The 21660-nt window shown below is 53.7% G+C and carries 26 protein-coding genes and 1 pseudogene; 7 read left to right on the forward strand and 20 right to left on the reverse strand.

What is annotated here, in order from left to right; all coding sequences use genetic code 11:
* Positions 1 to 45 precede the first annotated feature (45 nt).
* Complete coding sequence (locus ACHHV8_RS17080; RefSeq protein ID WP_395159925.1) at positions 46 to 435, reverse strand: CPBP family intramembrane glutamic endopeptidase; 390 nt, start codon at positions 433 to 435, stop codon at positions 46 to 48.
* Positions 436 to 1131: 696 nt separating this feature from the next.
* Positions 1132 to 1245, reverse strand: a pseudogene (locus ACHHV8_RS17085) (heavy metal-binding domain-containing protein); the annotation flags it as partial.
* A gap of 257 nt (positions 1246 to 1502) precedes the next feature.
* Between ACHHV8_RS17085 and ACHHV8_RS17090 the strand changes: the two are divergent.
* The 3 genes from ACHHV8_RS17090 to ACHHV8_RS17100 all read left to right on the forward strand — a co-directional run bounded on the left by ACHHV8_RS17090 (position 1503) and on the right by ACHHV8_RS17100 (position 5041).
* Entirely contained in the window at positions 1503 to 2237 is a 735-nt protein-coding gene (locus ACHHV8_RS17090) for a response regulator transcription factor (protein ID WP_395159927.1), read from the forward strand.
* Positions 2234 to 4015 (forward strand): HAMP domain-containing sensor histidine kinase, encoded by a 1782-nt coding sequence (locus tag ACHHV8_RS17095; RefSeq protein WP_395159929.1) that lies wholly within the window; start codon positions 2234 to 2236, stop codon positions 4013 to 4015. The genes ACHHV8_RS17090 and ACHHV8_RS17095 overlap by 4 nt, the downstream gene beginning before the upstream one ends.
* 207 nt (positions 4016 to 4222) lie before the next feature.
* The gene (locus tag ACHHV8_RS17100; protein WP_395159931.1) at positions 4223 to 5041 is read left to right on the forward strand and encodes an SPL family radical SAM protein; all 819 of its coding nucleotides are present in this window, start codon (positions 4223 to 4225) and stop codon (positions 5039 to 5041) included.
* A gap of 196 nt (positions 5042 to 5237) precedes the next feature.
* Here the strand turns inward: ACHHV8_RS17100 and ACHHV8_RS17105 are convergent, their stop codons facing one another.
* From ACHHV8_RS17105 to ACHHV8_RS17120, 4 genes are all read right to left on the reverse strand, one after another.
* Positions 5238 to 5930, reverse strand: a complete 693-nt coding sequence (locus ACHHV8_RS17105) for a DNA alkylation repair protein (RefSeq protein ID WP_395159933.1) — start codon at positions 5928 to 5930, stop codon at positions 5238 to 5240.
* Between the two features lie 37 nt (positions 5931 to 5967).
* On the reverse strand, positions 5968 to 6585 hold the full coding sequence (locus ACHHV8_RS17110; protein ID WP_395159935.1) for a DNA-3-methyladenine glycosylase family protein: 618 nt from the start codon (positions 6583 to 6585) through the stop codon (positions 5968 to 5970).
* Positions 6586 to 6728: 143 nt separating this feature from the next.
* Positions 6729 to 7601, reverse strand: coding sequence for an alpha/beta fold hydrolase (locus tag ACHHV8_RS17115; RefSeq protein ID WP_395159937.1), 873 nt, complete (start codon positions 7599 to 7601; stop codon positions 6729 to 6731).
* Positions 7602 to 7675: 74 nt separating this feature from the next.
* Entirely contained in the window at positions 7676 to 8935 is a 1260-nt protein-coding gene (locus ACHHV8_RS17120; protein ID WP_395159939.1) for a YbfB/YjiJ family MFS transporter, read from the reverse strand.
* A 116-nt stretch (positions 8936 to 9051) separates the two neighbouring features.
* Between ACHHV8_RS17120 and ACHHV8_RS17125 the strand changes: the two genes are divergently transcribed.
* Positions 9052 to 9954: a LysR family transcriptional regulator gene (locus tag ACHHV8_RS17125; protein WP_395159941.1), complete on the forward strand. Its 903-nt coding sequence runs from the start codon at positions 9052 to 9054 to the stop codon at positions 9952 to 9954.
* A gap of 92 nt (positions 9955 to 10046) precedes the next feature.
* Here the strand turns inward: ACHHV8_RS17125 and ACHHV8_RS17130 are convergent, their stop codons facing one another.
* From ACHHV8_RS17130 to ACHHV8_RS17160, 7 genes are all read right to left on the reverse strand, one after another.
* Positions 10047 to 10373 (reverse strand): MFS transporter, encoded by a 327-nt coding sequence (locus tag ACHHV8_RS17130; protein WP_395159943.1) that lies wholly within the window; start codon positions 10371 to 10373, stop codon positions 10047 to 10049.
* Positions 10255 to 11226, reverse strand: a complete 972-nt coding sequence (locus ACHHV8_RS17135) for an MFS transporter (RefSeq protein WP_395159945.1) — start codon at positions 11224 to 11226, stop codon at positions 10255 to 10257. Before ACHHV8_RS17135 ends, ACHHV8_RS17130 begins: the two co-directional genes overlap by 119 nt.
* 122 nt (positions 11227 to 11348) lie before the next feature.
* Positions 11349 to 12323 (reverse strand): aldo/keto reductase, encoded by a 975-nt coding sequence (locus tag ACHHV8_RS17140; protein ID WP_395159947.1) that lies wholly within the window; start codon positions 12321 to 12323, stop codon positions 11349 to 11351.
* 52 nt (positions 12324 to 12375) lie between these two features.
* Entirely contained in the window at positions 12376 to 12957 is a 582-nt protein-coding gene (locus tag ACHHV8_RS17145; protein WP_395163540.1) for a TetR/AcrR family transcriptional regulator, read from the reverse strand.
* Between the two features lie 263 nt (positions 12958 to 13220).
* Positions 13221 to 13355, reverse strand: coding sequence for a hypothetical protein (locus tag ACHHV8_RS17150; protein ID WP_395159949.1), 135 nt, complete (start codon positions 13353 to 13355; stop codon positions 13221 to 13223).
* Between the two features lie 122 nt (positions 13356 to 13477).
* Positions 13478 to 14365: a helix-turn-helix transcriptional regulator gene (locus ACHHV8_RS17155; protein ID WP_395159951.1), complete on the reverse strand. Its 888-nt coding sequence runs from the start codon at positions 14363 to 14365 to the stop codon at positions 13478 to 13480.
* 164 nt (positions 14366 to 14529) lie between these two features.
* Positions 14530 to 14805 carry a DUF2277 domain-containing protein gene (locus ACHHV8_RS17160; RefSeq protein ID WP_395159953.1) on the reverse strand — a complete coding sequence of 92 codons (276 nt, stop codon included), beginning with the start codon at positions 14803 to 14805 and terminating at the stop codon, positions 14530 to 14532.
* A 313-nt stretch (positions 14806 to 15118) separates the two neighbouring features.
* On the opposite strand from ACHHV8_RS17160, the gene ACHHV8_RS17165 reads away from it, so the two are divergent.
* From ACHHV8_RS17165 to ACHHV8_RS17175, 3 genes are all read left to right on the forward strand, one after another.
* Complete coding sequence (locus ACHHV8_RS17165; protein WP_395159955.1) at positions 15119 to 15601, forward strand: GyrI-like domain-containing protein; 483 nt, start codon at positions 15119 to 15121, stop codon at positions 15599 to 15601.
* Between the two features lie 68 nt (positions 15602 to 15669).
* Positions 15670 to 16023 (forward strand): ArsR/SmtB family transcription factor, encoded by a 354-nt coding sequence (locus ACHHV8_RS17170; protein ID WP_395159957.1) that lies wholly within the window; start codon positions 15670 to 15672, stop codon positions 16021 to 16023.
* A gap of 66 nt (positions 16024 to 16089) precedes the next feature.
* Positions 16090 to 16620 (forward strand): SRPBCC family protein, encoded by a 531-nt coding sequence (locus tag ACHHV8_RS17175; RefSeq protein ID WP_395159959.1) that lies wholly within the window; start codon positions 16090 to 16092, stop codon positions 16618 to 16620.
* Between the two features lie 98 nt (positions 16621 to 16718).
* Here ACHHV8_RS17175 and ACHHV8_RS17180 read toward each other — a convergent pair whose 3' ends face one another.
* The 7 genes from ACHHV8_RS17180 to ACHHV8_RS17210 all read right to left on the reverse strand — a co-directional run bounded on the left by ACHHV8_RS17180 (position 16719) and on the right by ACHHV8_RS17210 (position 21655).
* Positions 16719 to 16973: a hypothetical protein gene (locus tag ACHHV8_RS17180; protein ID WP_395159961.1), complete on the reverse strand. Its 255-nt coding sequence runs from the start codon at positions 16971 to 16973 to the stop codon at positions 16719 to 16721.
* Positions 16974 to 16989: 16 nt separating this feature from the next.
* A complete protein-coding gene (locus ACHHV8_RS17185; RefSeq protein ID WP_395159963.1) occupies positions 16990 to 17421 on the reverse strand; it encodes a DNA-binding domain-containing protein in 432 nt (143 codons plus the stop codon).
* The gene (locus ACHHV8_RS17190) at positions 17421 to 17894 is read right to left on the reverse strand and encodes a response regulator (protein ID WP_395159965.1); all 474 of its coding nucleotides are present in this window, start codon (positions 17892 to 17894) and stop codon (positions 17421 to 17423) included. Before ACHHV8_RS17190 ends, ACHHV8_RS17185 begins: the two co-directional genes overlap by 1 nt.
* Positions 17891 to 19183 (reverse strand): ATP-binding protein, encoded by a 1293-nt coding sequence (locus tag ACHHV8_RS17195; RefSeq protein WP_395163541.1) that lies wholly within the window; start codon positions 19181 to 19183, stop codon positions 17891 to 17893. The genes ACHHV8_RS17190 and ACHHV8_RS17195 overlap by 4 nt, the downstream gene beginning before the upstream one ends.
* 241 nt (positions 19184 to 19424) lie before the next feature.
* Positions 19425 to 20075, reverse strand: a complete 651-nt coding sequence (locus ACHHV8_RS17200) for an amino acid ABC transporter permease (RefSeq protein WP_395159967.1) — start codon at positions 20073 to 20075, stop codon at positions 19425 to 19427.
* A 13-nt stretch (positions 20076 to 20088) separates the two neighbouring features.
* Entirely contained in the window at positions 20089 to 20742 is a 654-nt protein-coding gene (locus ACHHV8_RS17205; RefSeq protein ID WP_395159969.1) for an amino acid ABC transporter permease, read from the reverse strand.
* Positions 20743 to 20812: 70 nt separating this feature from the next.
* Positions 20813 to 21655 (reverse strand): transporter substrate-binding domain-containing protein, encoded by an 843-nt coding sequence (locus tag ACHHV8_RS17210; protein ID WP_395159971.1) that lies wholly within the window; start codon positions 21653 to 21655, stop codon positions 20813 to 20815.
* Positions 21656 to 21660: the final 5 nt, after the last annotated feature.

Below are 21660 nucleotides of genomic sequence, written 5' to 3' on the forward strand. Positions count from 1 at the left end.
TAAAATTCCGCAGACCATTGGTTCATGCCATCATTTCCAATTCTCTCATTGCGTCGTGTCTTCCCTGGCGGATGCAATATTCTGAGGTGTCAGCTCAGGACCGGTGCGGCGAGTGCCGAACCATATAATGATGGTGACAAACACAAGCACCGCACAAGGCATAAGCATGATCTTCGATCCCATACCCGCCGAACGGTCGACGGCAGTCAAATAGTCGACGCGCAGGATGATAACGAAGATGTAGGCAAGCGTATTGTTCACTGCATGGATAACAATGGAGTTCTCCAGACCGCCTGTTCGCCAGGTTATCGTAGCAAAGGTAACGCCGAGAACGAAGTAATACAGGTTATACCACGGGTCGGTCGCCGAATGCACAAGGGCGAACAGCACGCTTGAGACAACGATGCCGACGATAAGCGACGCTCTCGGACGCATGGACCTGAACCGGAGGCAATCCGGAATATCAGCCCCCGGAAGCCATACTCCTCACCGGCACTTTGGAGCGGCGCCAGCAGCACGCTTACAGCGAAGATAGCAAGCAAATCGGCGACCCGGAATTCCGTGGTGTTGTACGACGAGAACCAGTTGAAGAAGACCATATAGATCGACCAAATTGGAATAATAATCAGCATCGCACGACCGAACACAGCTAGACGGAAGACCGAGCGTACCGAGTGCAGCGTTGCTCCCTTCACGCCGTAAAGCCAGCGCTGTATCAGCATGCTCCATGGGATCATCAGGGCAACCCCGGCAAAATTCCCAGCCACGTATACGGGAGTGAAGTCCGTACCGCCGGACATTGGATTCACCCGTCCAAAGACGTGGGTGTCGATGACGCCTCCAATGATAGGAGACACCAAACTAAAGAAAAACAATCCGCCAATAAGAAGTATAAGAGCAAGTAGGTCACGTCCTATGCGACGCTGATCATTGGCGAGCACCCGATGGTACGGTATTCCTGCCGGCACAGCCCGCAGCGCACGCTCATTTCGTTTTTTCATAAATCATATCACCTCAATTTTTTAATAAAACATTCTTTCTTAAAAGGTCACGCGGTTAACTCAGGAACATAAGTGATTTTATTACACAGCGAACCTGCGTGCTGCATCGCAGCGATGTTTTGAGACCGGCTTAGATAATAACCGCTCTTCCGCTGACAGCGACCATCAGCATGTCCTGGCGGACAACTTTGTAATTAATATCTACACCGATAACGGCATTGCCGCCCATCTGCGAAGCCTGCTGTGTCGTTATCCCGAACCCATATCCTATTTATCCGTTATGAACGCAGCATCATCCTCTCTGAAGTCGGAAGCCGCGGGAAGCTATGGAAGGGAACTCCATTTTACTGTATGTTTCCCTAATGGCAGATTCCTCATTTCCTATCCTACCTGCAGTACTGAAACAGAACCTAAACCAATTGATAAACAATACCTTCATTTGCACCCTGTCGTTTAGGTTCTGTTAAAGTGAATATGCTACTATGGAAAAGGGTGAAAACGATGAGGAGTCTATCCGATATTAAAATCGCCATCGTTGATGATGAGCCGTCCATTGTCACGATGCTGCAAATGGTGCTGCGCAGGGAAGGGTTTCATCGCCTGTACGCGGCCTCCACCTGTGCTGAAGCGCTCGACTTGGCGACACGCATTGCTCCCGATATCATACTGCTCGATATTATGCTCCCGGACGGCAGCGGACTAGAGCTCAACGCCAAGCTCCGCGAATACGGGAATCCGTATATTTTATTTCTGACTGCAAAAGCTTCCGATCTCGATATCCTGCGCGGCTTTGCTATGGGCGGGGACGATTATATCACAAAGCCCTTCAATCCCCTGGAGGTAGCGGCAAGAATCCAGGCGCGCCTGCGCCGTCTGGAGCAGGAAGCTCCCCAATCCAGTCACGTGAAACGGCCCGATCCGGGGGTTTACCGGTTCGGACGTTTTACCGTGAACGAGGCGGAGGGCGAGCTGATCGTGGAGGGAAACCCAGTCTCTTGCCCGGCACAGGTCTTCCAGCTGCTGGTGCATTTCTGCAAGCATCCCGGAATCGTATTTTCCAAAGAACAGCTTTACGACAAGGTTTGGGGAATCGATGGACAGGGCGATGACTCGACCGTAATGGTGCATATCCGGCGCATCCGGGAACGGATCGAGCTTGATCCCGGCAACCCGAAGCTGCTGCTTACCGTACGCGGGCTCGGCTACAAGCTGGTGAAGGAGCCGCAGAAGGAATGAAGATACAACAGCGCATGGCATTCCACTTCGCGTATCAATTGATTTTCTATTCCCTGGTCATTCTCGCCCTGACTCTGGTTGCCTGCATCGTGCACTTCCAGAACACGAAGAATAATGAAGTACGCCAGGACTTTCCGCTTGGCGCTCTTCAACTGATCGCTCAAGAAGCTAATACCAAGGATGGAACTATTCAGATCTCCCCCAAGTGGGTCAAGCTCATCGAAGAGAAAGGCATGTGGATGCAGGTTGTGAATGCTGAAGGAAAAGTGATCTACGCCGTCAATTCAACCCCGCGCCATACGCTGCCGTCCGCTTACTCCATCGCCGAGCTGCTCGATATCCAGGAGTCGCGGACGCTCGGGACGTATGCCGTATCCACTCAGCTGAATTTTGCTTACAACGAGACGTATCTGTACATGCTGGGCTACCATAGCCCTGAGCTTGAGCGCCTCCTAGCCTTTCTCGATGCCTATGGGCAACAGGGAATCGTGCCCAGTGCAGCGGTTCCCCTCTTGGATCAGCGGCTGCGCGAAACCGGCAGCTATCTGCAGGTGGTCAACCCCGCGGGTCAGACCGTACAAGGCATCGGCGACGGAGCGTACGCGAATAAGCCGTATCGTCCGCTGGATATTGTGGCGATCCAGCAATCGCCGGACAACTACGACACGAACATTGCCGCCCAGCGGGACAAATCGAGCGGAATGACCTGGATTCTCTATACGCCCCATGCAGGGGGAGGTCCACTGAAGCATCCCGCGATGGATACGGCAACACGCAGTCTCGTGTGGTTCTCAGGTCTAATCTTGCTCTTGGCGGTTCCGCTCTCCATCTGGCATGGCTATCGATACGGCCAGCCGCTGATTCTGTTCGCAGGCTGGTTCGAACGAATGCGCAAGGGGCAGTATGACGAGGTACTGACCGCCAAGGACAAGCGCAAGGTATTTCGCCGCAACGGCGCGCTGCGAACCAGCTACAAGCTCTATAAGGAAGTAATTGAATCTTTCTATCAGATGACCCATCAATTGGCACAAACCGAGAAGGAACGCGAGCGACTGGAGAAGGCGCAAGTGGAGTGGATGTCAGGGATTTCCCACGATCTGCGCACTCCCCTGGCTACCATTCAGGGCTATGGGTATATGCTGGAGAGCCTGCCTGAGCAGTGGAGCCATGAGGAGATGCAGATCATGGGATCTTCGATCCGGGAAAAAGGAGATTATATGCTTGAACTGATCTCCGACTTTTCCATGCTTCATCAGCTCAAGGAGGGCGATTCGGCCATGGAGCTTCGGGAGATAGACTTGGTTGAGCTGGTGCGGCGCTCCGTTCTGAAGTATGTTAACGATGCTACCATGTCTGAGTATCAGTTTCACTGCGTTGGGGATGAGCATCCCTTGCTGGTAGAGTCAGATGAGACCTGGCTGCTGAGGATGATGAACAACCTGCTGTCCAACGCCGTGAAGCATAACCCGCCTGGCGTAACCATCACCATCTCTGTAAGCAGGGTGAACAACAAGGCGTGCATATGTATCGCGGATAACGGCAAAGGGATGGACGAGGAAACGCTGCATAATTTGTTCAAGCGCTATTACCGGGGAACGAATACAGAGGAATCGACGGTTGGCTCCGGGCTCGGAATGAGCATTGTCAAAACCATCGTGGAGACGTACGGCGGCGAAATTCAGGTACAATCCCAAGTGTCGCAGGGCACGACAATTGAGATCCTGCTGCCCCTGCTGAGTAATAAAAACGACTTGAGGCGGAACAGGCGGGTCTGGTAGCTGTCCGCCCTGCGTGAAAAAGACCCTTATGCCGCTTCGCTCATCGCGCGTCCGCCAGAGACTCCGGGTCGAGTCGCGGCTCGGTAGTTACTAGATTCTGGTTTTAAAGGTTCGTGGCGGATGCCGTCCAGCCGTTCTAATACCTCCTTCAATCTATGTCTCGTCCATGCAAAGAATCGAAGCAAAGAAACGGAGGACAGCCATCCGATGCAGATCGAATATTTATACAAATCCCCGAAGTCGATTCTTAATAAAGGAACCGGCTTTCTGGAAGGATACAGCCATTCGTTAAATCCATATACCGGGTGCGCGTTCGCCTGCTCCTACTGCTATGTAAGACAGATGCCGGTCTCCCTGTTCCGCCAAGCGGCATGGGGGACTTGGGTTGATGTCAAACAGAACGCCGCAGAAACGTTCCGCAAGGAATTCCGGCGGGCCAAAGCCAAAGGCCCTGTTACCCTCTTTATGTCGTCCAGCACCGATCCTTACCAGCCCATCGAGCACAAAGAGCGGATTACCCGAACCCTGCTGGAGACAATGGTTCAGGATCCGCCGGACTTTCTGTTTGTACAGACGCGAAGCCCGCTGGTCCGAAGAGATATCGATTTGTTCCGGGAATTCGGGGACAAAATCCGTGTCAGCATGACCGTTGAAACCGACCGGGAAGATATCCGGAAGCATTTTTCACCGCAGGCTCCCCCGATCCAGGCAAGGCTGAAAGCTCTTGAGGCGTTGGCGGACGCGGGGATTCCGACGCAGGCGACACTGGCGCCGATGCTGCCCAGCAGCGAACGGTTTGGCGTAACGCTGCGCCCGCTAGTTCAACGGATTTGCGTAGACGATTATTTCATGGGGGACGGCAGCGGCGGCAAACGGACCCGGCGGTTAGGCATCGAGTCTCTATACGCCCGGCTGGGGCTGGAATCATGGTACCATCCGGATGCTTACCGCTTGGTGGTGGAAAGGCTGAAGGAGCACTTCGATGAGGAAGAAATCTACGTCAGCCAGCAGGGCTTTGAGCCGTGAGCTGCGTCTAAGATCTCTGACTCTCACGACAAGACCGTGGCGCAGACCCATGGGGACATATAGGTAGGAATAGATAGCCGAGGCAGTCAGCTGGGAGTAGACAAATGGGAGCGGATAGTCGGGGCGGATGGGCAGTCAGTGGGAGCAAACAGATGAAGGCAGACACACGGAGTGCAGGCAACCAGTGCCGTGCACATCAGCGCCTTACTGTTCTTCTCATCGCACGAATCCTCTGCTTGGCTGCCTGATCCACACGGTTGGATTCCGTTATTTTCTGAAGTGTTTTGTTGTAGGTGAAATCATCCAAAGTATTGTCCCCTAAGTAGCGGGCCGTTCGCTCCGGCAGCCTGACATAAGCCGCCGAAAGCGCCCAGGCAACCGCCATTTTCACGTAATATCCCTCGTGGCGAATGCCGTCCAGCCGTTCCAATACCTCTTCAATCCACGTCTCGTCCATATAAAAATTAAGCAGTATTACGGCACCGAAGCGCAGCTCGTACTCAAGCTCGGAATCAAGATAAGGCTGCAAAAACTCCCACACCCGCCGCCTGTTCTTCATAACGAATTTCAAGCCTGAGCAGAAGCTGTCGCAGACGGACCAATTATCGATTTTCGGGACAAAACGAGCTGTATAGTCCAGAAGCTCCTCCAGATCGGCGTCGGCGTAGCCGAGCACCATCCCTTGCAGCATAACCTCCTCGAAATACTCGCTTTCAGCCTGCTCCAGATAGCCGCGCCAATCTCCTTTGGCTATCGCTTTGGCCAGCTTGCGGAGCTCCGGCAGCCGTATGCCCAGGACATTATCGATGTTCGGAATCAGCGAAGCTGCAAATTTCCGGTATTTTTCATCACTCAAAGCTATCAATTGTTGTCTTACATTTAACGTCATGTCTGACTCCTCCACCGTGCTGAATAAATGCCGTCTCTTATTCAAATGAAATTTGCCACAAATAAATCGAAGCAACGGAACCGTACGGCGAATAGCGCAGGCGGTACTGCTCAAACTGCTCTCTGGTCAGCTTCTCCAGGCCGTATAATTTCATCATTCCGCGCCGGATCGCCATATCTCCCCAGCTGACGATGTCGCTTCTCTCCATGCTGTTGAGCAGCAGCATTTCCGCCGTCCATGCCCCGACGCCATCCAGCATCGTTAAGCGCCGGATCACTTCCCGATCCGGCAGCGCGTAGAGCTCATCCAGCCGAAATTCGTCCCCGGCAATCATTCGGGCTATCGTATGAATGCATACAGCCTTTTTCATCGTCAGCCCGCACTGCTGGATTTCATCGGCAGACAGCCCGGCAACCCGTTCCGGCGAAATGTCCTTACATCGTTCCTGCAGCCGCCGCCATACCGTATCGGCCGCTTTAGCCGAAATCAGCTGCCCGACGATCGCGTGCACCAGTGCAGCGAACAGATCGGGAATGACCGTCCTCTCCACCCTGCCCATGCGGGTCATAGCTGCGCCGAGCGCGGGATCGGCCTGTTGTAAATGACGGACCGCATCCTCGCCGTAGTCGAACCACTTGGTCGTTAAGGCTCCCAACCGCTTTTCTCCTCTCTATACGCTGGTCAAGCCCTCGAATGCTTGCTGCCCGAGGACCGCTATATTGAGTATACCTTAATCAGCCCTCATGGAACGAATCAGCGAATAAAACAGCAAGATATCAGCATCCATCCTCTCCCTGCTTATATTTCGCTTGAATCATGATCCCGTTTCTCCAGCTCCAGCGCTTGCTGTTCATTAACAAAATCGTTCACCGCACGGAAATAACCGTCCAAATCATCGGCGTGGACACCGTGGCCGCATTGTTCGAACACGATAAGCTTCGTGTTGGGTCTTCGCGCTTCCATACGTCTCGCCTGCTCCGTATCCAGAATGAAGCTCCGCCCGCCGTGAATCAGCAGGATCGGGCAGCTCGAACTTAGCCAGTCGTCCCACCATATCCCGTTGGATTGGGAGACGGATACTTGCAGCCCGTGCAGATCCGTTCGGAATCCCCAGCCAAGCTCATCCTCAAACACGCTTTCGGCAAAATAATCAATGGCCCGAAGGCCCGCGCTTGCAAGCGATTCTCTCAGCGCCTTCAAGGAAGCCGAGCGGGCCGGAAGCTTGTCGGCAAAGGAAAAATCGGCGTTAATTTCCGCGCCAATATCCTCGACAATCACGGCTTTGACCATTTCCGGATAACGGGAAGCGAATTGATAAGCATTCAGCCCGCCCAAAGAATGCCCCAAGATCGTGACAGGGCCGCTCCCGAGCTCCGACTGAATCAGATTCCGGATATCATTTACGTAATCTTCCCTCGCATATTCCTTCCCCGGGGGATGATCGCTCCAACCGTGACCCCGCTGGTCCAGAGAAATAATCCGCCAATCTTTAAAACGCAAGACCAGCTCCGCAAATGACCTTGCATTCGCCATATACCCGTGCAGCATAATAAGCACATGTTCGCTTTCTTCATTAAAATCCAGGTAAGAGAGCCGAAGCTCCCCTGATTGAAAGTATTTCCTCTGAAAGTATTTCCTCGAGGCCGAATCGTTATGGCTGGAATTCATCATTTGTCTTCTCTCCCATCAATATAAGCTTTCATCTCGTTCGAATCTTTGCTCATGGCTAAAAGCGGCGGCTATCGTCATAGCCGTTCTATTTTTTCTCTGCTATAGAGAGGCAGCTCATGGATCACCACCTTTCGCTGTTGTCGTCCGTACATTCCGGCCAACGCTGCAGCTATCGCCATAAAAATAGCGCTGGACGCGACGCCGAATTGCAGGCCGTACCGCTCCACCCCTATGCCCCCAACGATGGGACCGATCATTTGACCGAAGGCAAAACAGGCGGTAGCTATGCTGAGGCATGCCGTATAAGCACGTTGAGGGACATGCCGCCGGAGAAGCGCGGTTATCATCAGCGGCGGGGTAATAAAAGAAACCAGCCCTACCGCGACCGCGCCCAATGCCGTGAAAAACATACTGCCTGTGATGACTCCGCTCACGCCAATCGTCCCGAAGGCTAATCCCAACGCAAGCGTATAACCGCTCGGCCACCGGTCAATGGCTTTGCCTCCGATCCATCCGTTAAACAGACCCGCACATCCGATTCCGGACCAGATCAGCCCGGTGTAGAGAGACGGAATGCCTTTGCTCACCAGATACGGAATTAAATAAGTGAAATAAATAATGTATCCCCAGCCGAAGAAGAAATAAGAACCCATTAAAAACAAAAGCTTCCTTGGGTTGAACAGAAGACGGTACACCGGCACGCTCCCTTGATCCTCCGGCTTCGGTCCCTCTGAAGACGGTATTTCGGGAGCCCTCCGCTTTTGGGTGACGAGCTCGAATCCGAACGCGGCAATAATGCCGAATATGCCCATCGCTGCCCAAGCGTACCGCCATCCCTGCAGGTGAGACGGATCTATGATCCCAGGGGCGAATAAGCCTGTTACTAGAATGCCTGCTGAACCCCCTAGCCAGATGAGCCCCGAAGCCGCTCCTCGTTCCGCGGGACGAACGGCATCCATTGCGATGGAGAGAACTAGTACCGTGGCAAAGGCCGATAACAGGCCAATAACGAACCGCCACCATCCGAGCTGGGCGAAATCATGACTAAACGCCGAGCCGAGGATAGCCAATCCGAGTAAAAAGCATGTGACCCTGTTCATAACATGCTTGCGGTCCGGAAACCGAGAGAGCAGCGGGGAGAGACACAGAGTCCCGGCCAGGTAACCGATAAAGTTAACGGTGCCTAATATGCCCAGCTGTCCGTAGCTCCCTCCGATCCCCCTCTGTATCCCAGGCAAAAACAGGCCGTAGGAAAGCCGTGAAAAACCTAGAATGACGACGAATAAAAGCGACGCCCATAAAGTGATGCCGTTGAATGCGGATTTTGTACTCATAACCCCATCTTCCCCTAAACTTATTTGTTGAACCTAGTTTAAATTCCAGGGGATATTTTGTAAAATTGAATTATATGAACAATACGTTCAGAATTCTTAAATCAAAGGTGATGGCAATGGATCTTCGAGCTTTAAAAACCTTCGAGGCTTGCGTGCGTCTTGGTCATTTTCTGAAAGCCGCTGAGGAGCTCCAATATGCTCCTTCGACGGTAACGCTTCAGATTCAGCGCCTTGAAGCCGATCTAGGCGTTTCGTTATTCGTACGCGACGGGAAGCGCGTCATAGTGACCGAAGCCGGGCGATGGCTCTATCATGAGGCGTCAGCTTTACTCAAGTCCGTCGGATCCCTGCGGCAGACGGTCTCCGATATCGCTGCAGGGGATAACGGCTCCGTCCGTTTCGCCGCTATTGAGCCCGCCGCAAGCCAGCGGCTGGCGGCCGTTATAGCCGGCTTTTGCAAAGCACGGCCGAAAGTGCAATTATGTATGGAAGTAGGCGGAAGCAGATCGATTGCGGAGAAGGTGCGGGCCGGCGAGCTGGATTTCGGCGTGTGCTCGACGCCCCCGGCAAACCTGGTTCTGGAGTTTGAACCGTTATTCGAGGAAAGATTAGGGGTCCTGTTACATGCAACTCACCCGTTGGCCGATCGGGACAGCATCTCGGTAAACGATCTCGCCGAGCTGACTGTCCTGCTCAAGGAATCGACCTGTGTTTATCGGGAGCTTTGGGAAAAGGCGGTTTGCCCGGCCGGGCAAACCCCTTTCGCTTCCATTGAAGCCGGAAGCTTTTTTGTAATTCAACAAATGGTGAAAGCAGCGTTCGGTGTCGGGATCGTTCCTATGTACAGCGGTCTGGAACAGGCCGGGGGCTTGGTCGTCAGACCTTTTGCCGATTTGAATCCGATTATCACGATAGGCATCGCTTATAAAGACAAAGACTTTCTGGGAAGAGCGGCATTACTGCTGATGGACGCCATTAGAGGCATCGGCGAACCCAAAGCTGCGCTTCCGACCGTATGAAGAGGGATTCCGGGCTTTCAAAGCCGGCTCTTCATTGCCTTGAATTCAGGTGCGCGAATGATGTCCGCCGCACTCTCATTCTGATAGCCCCATCAGGAAATGATGGAAGCCGCGGTTTCATCCTTCGGCCTGCGAATCTGCCGGCTCGTGTACACATAAACCGTGAGCAGCAGCAGGAGCAGTGCAAGAAGCCCGAATGGCGCTTCCGGCCGGACGCGGTAAAGAAACGTGCCGGACAGCGAGCCGATCAGCGAGCCGACGCCGATGCAAGCGGCGATCATACCGGCTGCTGCGCCCTGTTCATGCCTCGGCACGGTTAAGGAGGCGCCGGAAGTGAAGCCGGAAATCGCCAGCCCGCCTCCCATGCCCAGCAGCGCAAAGGCTGCAGCATACAGGGCGAAATGACTGCTGCACAGCATGATAAGCAGGCCGGCCAGAAACAAAGGGATCCCCCAGCGAAGCAGCTTGGAGGGGGCCCACTGAAACTTCCTGGACCACAAATCTCTGCACCAATGCCATCATGACGCCGATAACGGAGAGGCAGGCGCCGACAGCCTGGGCAGTCTCTGCCGGAGACAATTGAAGTTTATCCTGAAAATAGAACCCGGCCGTCACCTGGATTTGAACCATGGCCATCATCAGGATGAGCGCCGTCAGAAGAAACGGTACGGTGGCCCTCCGCAGTTTAATGCCCTGCCGCTCGGATACGGCCGGCTTGGCCGCCGGCATGCTTACGGCGATCCACAGCATGCCGATAAGCGGCAGCGCTGCACATAAAAATACCGGCGCAATCAGGCTCACGCCGGACAAGAACGCGCCGATAGCCGGGCCGATCACAAAGCCCATGCCGGATGCGCGCTCCCGCTCGGTGGTAATATCCGCGATATAAGCCTGGCTTGCCGATAAGACCGTGGGAAACGACAGCCCGAGAAACAAGCGCGATACCAGCAGCAGCCAGAACAGCGAGGCCGGGGCAGCGTCCCCTCTTTGCATCCCCCACCGGGCTGCAAAGCCGAACATGAGAAAGCTAATCGCTACGCCCAGTAACCCCAGAACAATGACGGGTTTTCTCCCCGCCCTGTCGCTGAGCATGCCCCATAAAGGAGAGCTGAGCAGCACCATCACGGACGACGCCGAGACGATCCAGCCCGCATCGGTTTCCGCCAGACCCAGCTCGCGGATTAACGGAGCTACCAGCGGGTTCAGCACGCCCAGACATACATAGCCGATGAAGACAGCTGTGAAAATCATGCATTTCGCTTTGCGGTTCAAAGCCATTCCCTCCTTTTTTTCGTTACCGGGTTCATTGTAACGAATAGAGGAAACGGCGTCCGCCACTGGACGGAGCGCTTCTGACACTGGACGGATTTTCTGCGCAAATCCTCACGCGCCGTTTAAGGCAGACGATAATGCGCGAACGGCTTCCCGTGAACGAAGCCTGCGCTCACATCGTCCAGACTGCTTTTTAACGTATCGTCCAGCCGGATGGCGGCGCTGTTGATATTTTCCTTCAGCTGCTCCGTGCGGGTAGCACCGACGATGACGGTGGAGACAGCCGGCCGGTTCATCAGCCATGCCAGCGACAGCGCGCTTGACGTATAGCCGTATTGCTCAGCCAATCGGCCCACTTCATGTGCCAGCGTAATGGCCTCGTCGTGGATGAACGCGCCGAAGTTGGGGTCGGTCTGCGCCCGCGAGCTTTGCGGCGCCTTGTTGTCATGCGTATATTTGCCGCTGAGAATCCCGCCGGCGAGCGGAAAATAAGGGATAATCCCGACTCCTTGATCCAGACACATCGCAACGAGCTCGCGCTCCGGCGTACGGTCAGCAAGCGAGTAGCTGATTTGAGTGGAATGAAAGCGGCAGAAGCCTTGAGCTTGGCTGATCCCCATAGCCTTCATCAGCTCCCAGGCCAAATAATTGGAAGCCCCGATATAGCGGACTTTTCCCGCACTCACCATATCGTCGAGCGTACGCAGTGTTTCCTCTAACGGAGTGTTCGGATCGAAAGTATGAATCTGGTATAAGTCAATATAGTCGGTTTTCAGCCGTTTCAGGCTTGCCTCCAGCTCCCGCTGCAGATGCTGCCTGGAAGAACCGCTCTCGTTAGGGCCTCTGCCTCTAACAAGCCCCGCCTTTGTCGCCAGAACCACCTCATGACGCTTCCCCTGCAGAGTACGGCCGATAATAGCCTCCGATTCGGTATTGGCGTAAATATTGGCGGTATCGATAAAATTGATCCCCTGTTCCAGCGCATAGCCGATAATTTGGGCCGATGCGGCCTCGTCCGCGCGTTTCCCGAACGCATTCGTTCCAAGCCCCAGCACGGACACCTCCAGTCCGCTTTTTCCAAGACGACGATAATGCATGTTCATCGCACTCCTTTAAGATGTATTGTTGGTTCGCAAAAATCGGGGTAAGCTACCATCCGGTCTGCGCCCCCTCAAGCATGGCTTCGAGCATGGCTTTATCGCGGTAGACCCGCGCCGCTACATTCATTCCCTGACTAAGCCCGAACAGCATAGAGGATTTATACTTCAGATTCAGGCTTGGATCAAGCTCTCCGGCCTCCTGTCCCTGCATCAGCACATCCAAGAAAGCAGCCTCCAGCGAGAGCAGGCTTCCCTTGATTTTGGCTTTCGTCTCCTCGTCGGCGGTTTCGAGCGAAGCGGCAGCGTTCGTAAAATAACAGCCGCCGGGCCAGTCCTCCGACAAGGCCGCTTCCATCAGACGGTGAAAATATAGCCGGATTCGCTCTTTGGCAGGCTCGCCTTCCTGCACCAGCGGCTGCCGCTTGAACGCGCCGATCGTCCCCTGATAGTAATCCAACGTATGGTGGAACAAGGTCTGCTTGTCCCCAAACGTGTTATAGAGACTCGAACGGCTGAGGTGCATGGCAGCAAGCAGCTCCGGCAGCGAGGCACCATCATACCCACGGTTCCAGAAAATACGGGTGGCCGCCTGAACGGCCTGCTCGCGGTTGAACTGCCGGGGTCTAACGATTGGGACCCCCTCCTTTCCTTGTCATGATTATACACCATTATGGACCGATTAGTCCAAAAAGATAAAAATATTGCCGCAGTGGCGGAACGATGTTCGGTTAAACGCGGACGCTATCGCTCTTCCACCCCACACCCATTCCCTTTCGGATCTACGTTTTGCTTGGCTCTACTTCGTCCAATCAATAAAAAAAGCCGCACAATGGCGGCTCCGCGAAATAGCTTGCTCCCCGCAAGCGGTAATCGGCTTTTTCGTCTGCTGAAGTCTTATCCGTAAAACGGATGCTCGTTTCCAAGCAAAATCTGAATAAAGAAAAAGGCCAGCGGGCAGATCGCAACCAAACTGAAAATAAATATGACATAACCAAGTCCGTCGAAAGGCTTCCGTTCCTTCACCATCATCACCAAATCCCCCCATGAATTGTTGAGTGTCCTCTATACCCATCATTATAGAGGGGGACGTTTTGAAAGGAAGTGATTTACATCACACGGCGGCCTCTGCCAATAAAAATATGCGAGCCGGTTCAGACTCTGCCCCGAACCAGCTCACCGGGGTTGACGCCGAATTGTTTCCGGAAGGACGCCGCAAAATAGCTCGGATTCGAGTAACCTACGGCGCATGCCGCCTCAAGTACGCTTATACCGCCCTGCTGAAGCAGCCGCAGCGCCGTCTCCAAGCGTACCTCCTTTAAGTAACCGAACACCGTTGTGCCGAACAGCTCCTTGAAGCCAGCTTTCAGCTTGTAATCGTTCAGCCCGATCATTCTGGACAGGGCGATCAGGGAAGGCGGCTCGGTCATGCGCTCCGCCAGAATCTCTTTGGCGCGCCGGATCTTGTCCGCATCGCTGCGGGACAGCCGCAGCGATGCGGCATGAGGCGGGCCGGACAGCAGCTGCTGGAACGCCTGCCCGAACAGCTCCAGGATCGCGCATTCAAGCTCCAGCCGTTTGGTGCCCGGCTCGGCAGCGCAGCGCATAATCCGCTGCAGCAATAAACGGGCGGCGGGATCGGTCTTCTGCTGAAATATCCGAAACGATTCGCCTCCCAGAATGCGGTGAAAATCGGCGGGCCGCCTGCCCCGTGTATCCTCCATAAACAGATGGAAGGTTTCAATCGGGATGCCGATCCCCAGCATATGGAAGGTCCGCTCTCCATCGAACTCAAGATTGGCATCCGCCTGGTCCATCAATAGCAGTGTGCAGCTGTCCGCGGCGATCTCGTAGTCCGCGCCGGCGATCCGCGTTTCTCTGGCTCCTTCGAAGCAATAGCTGAGCTCCACCATCGGAGCGCCTTGGTGAATCCGAATTTGCCGGCGCTGATTCAGCTTGAAATCGCTCACTGCCGCCTCCAGGTCGCTGCGCGGAGACAAGCGGCGCACCGAGCCTTCTCCGACCGACGGAACCAGCTTCATTTCTTCATGCCTGCTGCCCGCGTTCCGGCTCAGGCAGAGGTCCGTCGAAAAAATGGTTGAAATTTTGACGAAAATGGAACGCCTGCATAGCTCGCCGCCCCTCCGCTATAATTGATAATCATTATCAATTATAGCGGCTTAACGGTTATTTAGCCACGGCAGACTTACCGGTTCGTACCGAAACGCTGCGCCGACCGGATTCGCGCGCGTTCAAGCTCCACTTCTCTGCTGCGCGGCTCCGCTTGCGTGACTAGCGTATTCAACAGCCGCTCTGCAGCCTCGGCAACCTCCAGGACAGCCCGGTCAAACGCCTCCTCATTGGCTTTAGAAGGCTTTTGAAAACCGGATAGTTTCCTTACAAATTGCAGTGAAGCAGCCTGAATTTCTTCATGGGTAGCGGGCGGCTCGAAATTAAACAGCGTTTTTATGCTTCGGCACATAGCGGGACTCCTTTGATCTGATTTATTTGATTTGGTTTCATCTTACTACACGGCAACGGCCCGCGCCAGCGGACAAGAAAACCTTTCTGGTATACTCCGTCTTCTAGCCCTCTTGCTCTGGCGGTCAGGCAGAGTGGAATAAATCATGCTACAATAGGATCAAGAAGGAGACGGTACGGATGAAACGGTTTGGTTCCTGCCTCCAGGATGAAAAAAAACGTCCCGGCATTCGGATGACCCGGCCGATAGGCTTAAGGCTTCCCATGCCATACCGTTCCCTATCACTTATCTCTGAAGGGAGACATCGATCGATATGGATTTCTGCATAGAGAACAAAGAAGCATTTACCGTCGCTGGGACAACGATACAAGTAAGCTGCACAGGGGGTGAGCATATGCGGGCAATTCCCCGTTTCTGGCAAACCTCCCGCGAGGACGGCACGATTGCCAGGCTCGCCTCGATAGCTGAAGGACAGGACTTGCTCGGCGTCTGTCTCGATATGAAGCCGGACACGGGCGAGCTTACCTACATGATCGCCGCCCGCACTTCCTCTGCAGCGGGAACGGAAGGCTTTGTTGCAACAACGATTCCCGCATCCGCCTGGGCCGTCTTTCCTTGCAAAGGGCCGATACCCGGGGCGATCCAAAGCCTGTTTCAGCGTATTTTTCAAGAATGGTTCCCCGCTTCAGGGTACAAGCATGCACCGGCGCCGGAGCTTGAGGTATATCCGCCGGGAGATACGGCCTCCGAGAGCTACCAATGCGAGGTCTGGATACCGGTCACTTCAAATCCATAGCTGAACGAGGAACGGCATCATCAAACGGTTCAAATTCTTATCTATATTCCTTGACAGGAATATTCTGAATGGGGTATATTCAAAACATGAATTCGACTTTTAGCGCACTTGCCGAACCCAACCGGTTACACATCGTCGAGCTCTTGCGTGAAGGCCCCCTTACCGTCGGGGAAATTGCCGATCGCCTTGGTCTTCATCAGCCCCAAGCGTCCAAGCACCTGCGTGTGCTGAGTGAAGCGGGGATTGTAGAGATGCACAAGGACGCCAATCGGCGGATTTACAAGCTGCGGACCCAGCCGCTGCAAGAGCTGGACACCTGGTTGGACTCTTTTCGCCGGATCTGGGAAGCGAAGTTCGACCGGCTGGAGGAATATCTCAACGAGCTGCAGAGCCAAGAGAATCGTTCCGAGACTAAGGAATGATACTGAAACACAGACTCAGCCTGCAGCTGCAGGAAGCATCCATTCACTCTCATTTGGAGGTAACACATGGCTGAAAAGCAAGCAGCAGGTCACATGACCATGGATGAAAAGAACGCCGAGCTGGTCATTACGCGTACATTCCATGCGCCACGTGAGCTCGTATTCAAGGTCTGGACACAGGCGGAGCACTTGTCGCATTGGTGGGGGCCCAAAGGCTTTGAGTTAAATGTGGCCCGGCTGGACCTGCGTCCCGGGGGCGTCTTTCATTACAGCATGAAGTCTGCCGACGGTTTTAAAATGTGGGGGAAATTTGTGTATGAGGAGATTACGGCTCCGGAGAAAATCGTTTTCGTGAACTCCTTCGCCGATCCCGAGGGCAATACGATCTGCTCGCCGTTCAGCGATATTTGGCCGCTGGAAGTGCGTAACACGCTGACCCTGACAGAAAGCGCAGGCACAACGACGCTGTCATTACGCGGAGGCCCGCTTCGGGCATCAGAGGAAGAACGCAGAGCGTTTGTCGAAGGCTTCGAATCGATGAAGCAGGGCTTCGGAGGAACCTTCGATCAGCTGGAGGCATATTTGGCTAACGCCTAAGCTCGCAGGACTATGCAGCACGCCGCCCAAGCCGGCCCTTTGCTCCGTAAGGACAAGCGGCCGGCTTGGGCGGCGTCTTTTTCATTATACCGGCCAGTTCATTCACCGGGCAGCCGGATGACGACATCGAACGGAACAAGAGGCTGATTCAGCTTTTCCCTGCACCAGCGGATTTGGAACTGCATCTTCGATTCCGTTTCCTCCGCCGCCTGCGGAGTTATGTATTCCTGCTTATTGTAAAGGAACGCTTCCTGTAAATCATCCGTATAATCGACCTTGTAGACGTGCTTGACAACCATGCGAAAATCTTTGACATACCTGCCTGTCTGCTCATTCTTGAATGCAATTTTCATAGTATCCCCTCCCGAATCAGCCGGAGCCTCTGACTTTGTCCAGCGTCTGCAAATACAGTACCTGGAGAAACTTCTTAATATTCACTTTGCCTTTATCATGCGTACGATTCTCATCGATTTCTTTCATTTTAAGCCGAACGTCCTGAAAGTCAAAATAAAGCGGCGCATAATGCTCGAACCGCGGATTGCCGTAATCCGTGAGCCCGATATTGGCCAGATGAGTCAGAGCGGACATGACCGTGCGGCGAATCCGCTGTTCGACAGCCTTCCCTTCCTTCTCCAAATCCGCTGCACCCGGCTTATCGACCCGTGCCGCCGCTTCATACAAATCCTTCAAGGACGGAATCGTCTCCCCCTTATGATGCTGAAGCAAGTGGTCAATGATTTCAATAATGTCCCGGCTTCCCGCATCTCCGATCACGCCTAAATCCATCAGGATCGGCTGCACTAACTCCCTCGTGTTCGGCCTCTTGCGCACAGCACGGCATCCCGGCTCAGCACATCCAGCTTGGCGAGAGACGCCTTGATTTCCTGAAGGTAACGGCCGATCTGCCAATGCTCGCCTACTTTGGAAAGCACGGCTTCGACTTCAATTTTGTTGATCGGCTTTTGAATATAATATTCGATGCCGGCCTGGTACGCTTTACCGATCATTTCTTTATTTTCGATCTGGGAGATCATCACATATTTGCCCGAAAACCCTTCCTGCTTCAACCGGATAATCGTCTCAATCCCGTCCTGGTCGGGCATAAGCAGATCGATCAGCACGACGTCCGGCCCGGCATCCAGCACGGCTCGAGTCCCTTCGAGCCCGTTACCGGCCGTGGCAACCACTTCGCCCAAGCCGCCTTTCTCAATAATCGATTGCAGCATCCGTCTGCTGACTGCATCATCATCCACAATGCAATAGGAAAGCATCATTCCGTCCCTCCTTGTTGTAAAGCTTTCGTAGGCAGCGTTACGACAAACGTCGTAGCAGCCGGCGTCCCGCGCGGCTTCAGCTCGATGGCGCCGCCGAAGGAACGGACAATATCTCTCACATGAGACAGCCCGATGCCTGTCGCCGCCATTCCTTCCTGGCTGTACTTGGTCGTAAAGCCGGGCTCGAACACCATCTCCCGATCCTGCTCCAGAATCCCGCCGCCTGTATCGGAAACCGTAAACACCGTCTCCCCTTGAAGCTCCTCTACCTGAATGCGTACCGTCCCTTCGCCTTCTACCGCTTCCACGGCATTCGCAGCCAGATTATTCAGCACCGTCAGCAGCGGAATGTAATGCCGGGTCGAATAGTCCGATTTTACCTCGCCTTCCATACGAGTAACCTTGTGCAGCATCTCGCTGTATTCCCGGTTCGATTGCAGAACGAAATGAACGATCTCGCTCAACGTCATCGCGGAAGCGGTTTCCCTGTCGGACAGCTTTAATAGCCCTGCGAGAATACGCTGCGAATCCTTTTTCACTTCATGGATCTGCTGCGTTATTTCCAGAATGGACCGGCTGAACGCTTTATGGCCCGGCGATTCGTTCAGCCTGCAGTACAAATCGTAGCTCTTGGCCGTAATTTGTTCAATCGTTTCCATCGATTTCTTCAAATAAAAAACTTCGCCGTACAACCCGCTGCCGATCTTCAGCATCTGCTCCATCCGCTTCTGCTGCTCCATGTGCAGGGTCCGCATCTGATTGACGGTTATACTGCTGTATAAGCCGATTGTAAAGTAGCACCGGACAATCGCGGTCACCGATATTAACAGCCACTGTGCCGGCTGAATATAGGGCAGATGGTAGAGCGTGCTGCGAGCGATCAGCTCCATCTCATTCGAGAGAAAATCGACCGCGGAGCAGCAGGCTCCGAGAATGAGCGGGTGCTGCTCGTGTATTTTCCGCTGAAACCGGCTCATCCCTGCCGAAAACACAATGTAATACAGCATGGCGCTGAAATGCTTGCGCACACATTCCAGCAGAATTAAATGATCCGCCGATGCAATATCCTCCAAAGAACGAAATATTAGGACGGTTACTCCGACAATGATGCCCGTTTTGATATAAGGCAAATGGCGCATGAATAATAAGCATAGTAAAAATGCGCTGCTTCCGAGCCCTATACGAAATAACTCTCCGCTGAAGGGCGTAACTTTAAATTCTCCCGCTACGGCAACGATCAGCGCTACGATCGTCATCTGCATGCCTTCGCTTTTCATTCGGTGCTGCATCCGTTCCAACGTATGATCCCCCCAACCGAGCCCAAGCTTTCGCGCATGCGCAGCCGGCCATGGATCCGGCCGTCATCTTATTTTACCGGACTTTTGACAAAATGTTAACTTCCTTGACACGTTCATCCTATATTTACCTTGAAGCCTGTTAAATAAGCGGAAGCGGTGAAAAGCCGACCTTCTCACGATTTCTAAGAAGATAAGCCTTTGCCTGCTGGTTGTTCATAAGTAACGGAGAAGCTTAAATCATTCTGCTCTCGAGACGCTTGGCCGCCATTGACAGCGCATAATTAACGGCAAAATACAGCAGGGCAACGAAAGCAAGAATCGGCAGCGTGTAATTATAGCTCTGCCCGATTACAATTTTCGAATTGTGCATCAGATCAGGCAATGAAATGACAATCGCCAGCGACGTATCCTTCAGCAGCGAAATAAACTGGCTTACCATCGGAGGCATCATACGGCGCAACCCCTGCGGCAGTACAATGTGCCACAGCGTTTGTGTGTAGTTCAAGCCTGAAGACCGTGCAGCTTCGATCTGTCCCTTATCGATTGAGTTCAGCCCGCTGCGGACAATCTCCGAAATCATAGCCGCTTCGAATATAGCGAGACCGACGATAGCCGAGTTCTCTACGCCGAGCTTGATACCGATATCCGGCAGCGCAAACCGGGTAAAGAAAATGATGAGCAGCAGCGGCAGGTTGCGCACCAGCTCGACGATCACCGCCAGTATCGGCGCCGCCACCGGCAGCCGGGTATATCGGATCGTACCCACCAGACAGCCGATGATGAAGCTGAGCACGATGGCAATAAACGCAACCCGCAGCGTTACAACAAAGCCTTCCAATATAAATAGGATATTGTGGCCTGAAAAGGCGTTGGCTACATCCATCCGTTCCCCCTCCTTATCCGGCTTTCGCCCATTTGCGTTCTAAATGCAGCGCCATATAGCTTAACGGGAGGGTAAGCACCAGATAAAGCACCGCGACAATAATGTACGTGTCGAACGTCGCATACGTTTTGCTGGCCACCTGGTCCCCGTAATACATCAAATCCAGGCCGGCGAAGGCGCCCAGAATCGAAGAGTTTTTCACCAGATTAATAAATTGGTTGCTGAGCGGCGGAATGACAATCTTGACCGCTTGCGGCAGAACGACGAACCGCATCGTCTGAACATAGTTTAATCCCGAGGCCCGCGCCGCCTCCGTCTGTCCCTTCGGCACGGCCATAATTCCCGCACGGATCGCTTCAGCCACAAATGCCGCAGTATACACCATCAAGCCTACGGTGCCGCAGACAAAGCCGCTTAACGTAACGCCGAGGGAAGGCAGACCGTAGAAAAAAACGAAAACGACGAGCAGCAGCGGAATATTGCGGATAAATTCCACATAGACCGTTCCCAGCCACTGCAGCGGCTTCACGGGTGTAATCCGGAAAACCGCGATGAGCGTGCCGAGCAGGAAGCTGCCAAGCAGTGCGACTGCGCTTGATAGTATCGTGTTGCCGAACCCTTTCATATAAAGCTCGAAGTAATCAGTGAATATCGTGAAGTCGGGCATCCTGCATCCCCCCTGCTTTTAAAATACAAAAGATGGGAGACGGCTTGTCCCCCATCTTCTTCAATCCGGTTTATTTGGACGGAACTTTGCCGATCCATTTTTCATAAATTTTGTTGTAATCCCCGCTCGTTTGCAGCGATTTAAGGCCGTCATTGACTGCGGTCAACAGAGAGGCTTCCCCTTTTTTGATAGCAATGCCGTATGGCTCGTCCGTGAACGGATCGCCGACCACCTCATAGTTGGAGTCCTGTGCCGCCATCCCGTACAAAATCGCGTTATCCGTTGTCAGCGTGTCGCCTTGACCCGCTTTCAGTGCGCTGAACGCATCCTGATAGTTATCGAATTCCAGAACCGTGGCGTCAGGCGATTTTTGCTTGATATTGTCTACCGAGGTGGAGCCTTTCACCGCCAGCACCTTGGTGCCTTTCTTCACATCGGCAATGCTCTTGATCGGACTGCCTTTCTTCACGAGCAGGGATTGCCCCGCCTTGAAATACACATCGGAGAAATCTACCTGCTTTTTACGCTCGTCATTGATGGTCATTGTCGCGATAATCATATCGATTTCTTTATTGTCCAGCATCGGAATGCGCGTTTTCGAGGTGACTTCCTTCAATTCAACCTTGTTCTCGTCTCCGACGATTTGCTTGGCCAATGCTTTGGCGATGTCTACATCGAAGCCCTCGACCTTGCCGCTCGCCGGATCCTTCAAGCCGAACAGCTTGGTGTCGTACTTAACGCCGACAACGAGCTTGCCGCGGCTCTTGATTTCATCGAGCACCGACGCCGATGCGGCCGATTTGCCGCCTTCGCTTGCGCTGCCGCCTCCGTCTTTCGTTCCACAGGCGGAAAGAAGCAGTGCGGATAAGGCAAGTACCGAAACACCCATCGTCAACCATTTTTTCTTCGTCATAGAAC

This window comes from Paenibacillus sp. TAB_01 (assembly GCF_043945595.1).
Lineage (GTDB): Bacteria > Bacillota > Bacilli > Paenibacillales > NBRC-103111 > Paenibacillus_S.

Coding starts and splice junctions, on each gene's coding strand:
- ACHHV8_RS17080 (WP_395159925.1), bottom strand. CDS start 435: ATGCGTCCGAGAGCGTCGCTTATCGTCGGCATCGTTGTCTCAAGCGTG.
- ACHHV8_RS17090 (WP_395159927.1), top strand. CDS start 1,503: ATGAGGAGTCTATCCGATATTAAAATCGCCATCGTTGATGATGAGCCG.
- ACHHV8_RS17095 (WP_395159929.1), top strand. CDS start 2,234: ATGAAGATACAACAGCGCATGGCATTCCACTTCGCGTATCAATTGATT.
- ACHHV8_RS17100 (WP_395159931.1), top strand. CDS start 4,223: ATGCAGATCGAATATTTATACAAATCCCCGAAGTCGATTCTTAATAAA.
- ACHHV8_RS17105 (WP_395159933.1), bottom strand. CDS start 5,930: ATGACGTTAAATGTAAGACAACAATTGATAGCTTTGAGTGATGAAAAA.
- ACHHV8_RS17115 (WP_395159937.1), bottom strand. CDS start 7,601: ATGATGAATTCCAGCCATAACGATTCGGCCTCGAGGAAATACTTTCAG.
- ACHHV8_RS17120 (WP_395159939.1), bottom strand. CDS start 8,935: ATGAGTACAAAATCCGCATTCAACGGCATCACTTTATGGGCGTCGCTT.
- ACHHV8_RS17125 (WP_395159941.1), top strand. CDS start 9,052: ATGGATCTTCGAGCTTTAAAAACCTTCGAGGCTTGCGTGCGTCTTGGT.
- ACHHV8_RS17130 (WP_395159943.1), bottom strand. CDS start 10,373: ATGCTGTGCAGCAGTCATTTCGCCCTGTATGCTGCAGCCTTTGCGCTG.
- ACHHV8_RS17140 (WP_395159947.1), bottom strand. CDS start 12,323: ATGCATTATCGTCGTCTTGGAAAAAGCGGACTGGAGGTGTCCGTGCTG.
- ACHHV8_RS17150 (WP_395159949.1), bottom strand. CDS start 13,355: ATGATGGTGAAGGAACGGAAGCCTTTCGACGGACTTGGTTATGTCATA.
- ACHHV8_RS17155 (WP_395159951.1), bottom strand. CDS start 14,365: ATGAAGCTGGTTCCGTCGGTCGGAGAAGGCTCGGTGCGCCGCTTGTCT.
- ACHHV8_RS17160 (WP_395159953.1), bottom strand. CDS start 14,805: ATGTGCCGAAGCATAAAAACGCTGTTTAATTTCGAGCCGCCCGCTACC.
- ACHHV8_RS17165 (WP_395159955.1), top strand. CDS start 15,119: ATGGATTTCTGCATAGAGAACAAAGAAGCATTTACCGTCGCTGGGACA.
- ACHHV8_RS17170 (WP_395159957.1), top strand. CDS start 15,670: ATGGGGTATATTCAAAACATGAATTCGACTTTTAGCGCACTTGCCGAA.
- ACHHV8_RS17175 (WP_395159959.1), top strand. CDS start 16,090: ATGGCTGAAAAGCAAGCAGCAGGTCACATGACCATGGATGAAAAGAAC.
- ACHHV8_RS17180 (WP_395159961.1), bottom strand. CDS start 16,973: ATGAAAATTGCATTCAAGAATGAGCAGACAGGCAGGTATGTCAAAGAT.
- ACHHV8_RS17190 (WP_395159965.1), bottom strand. CDS start 17,894: ATGATGCTTTCCTATTGCATTGTGGATGATGATGCAGTCAGCAGACGG.
- ACHHV8_RS17195 (WP_395163541.1), bottom strand. CDS start 19,183: ATGCAGCACCGAATGAAAAGCGAAGGCATGCAGATGACGATCGTAGCG.
- ACHHV8_RS17200 (WP_395159967.1), bottom strand. CDS start 20,075: ATGGATGTAGCCAACGCCTTTTCAGGCCACAATATCCTATTTATATTG.
- ACHHV8_RS17205 (WP_395159969.1), bottom strand. CDS start 20,742: ATGCCCGACTTCACGATATTCACTGATTACTTCGAGCTTTATATGAAA.
- ACHHV8_RS17210 (WP_395159971.1), bottom strand. CDS start 21,655: ATGACGAAGAAAAAATGGTTGACGATGGGTGTTTCGGTACTTGCCTTA.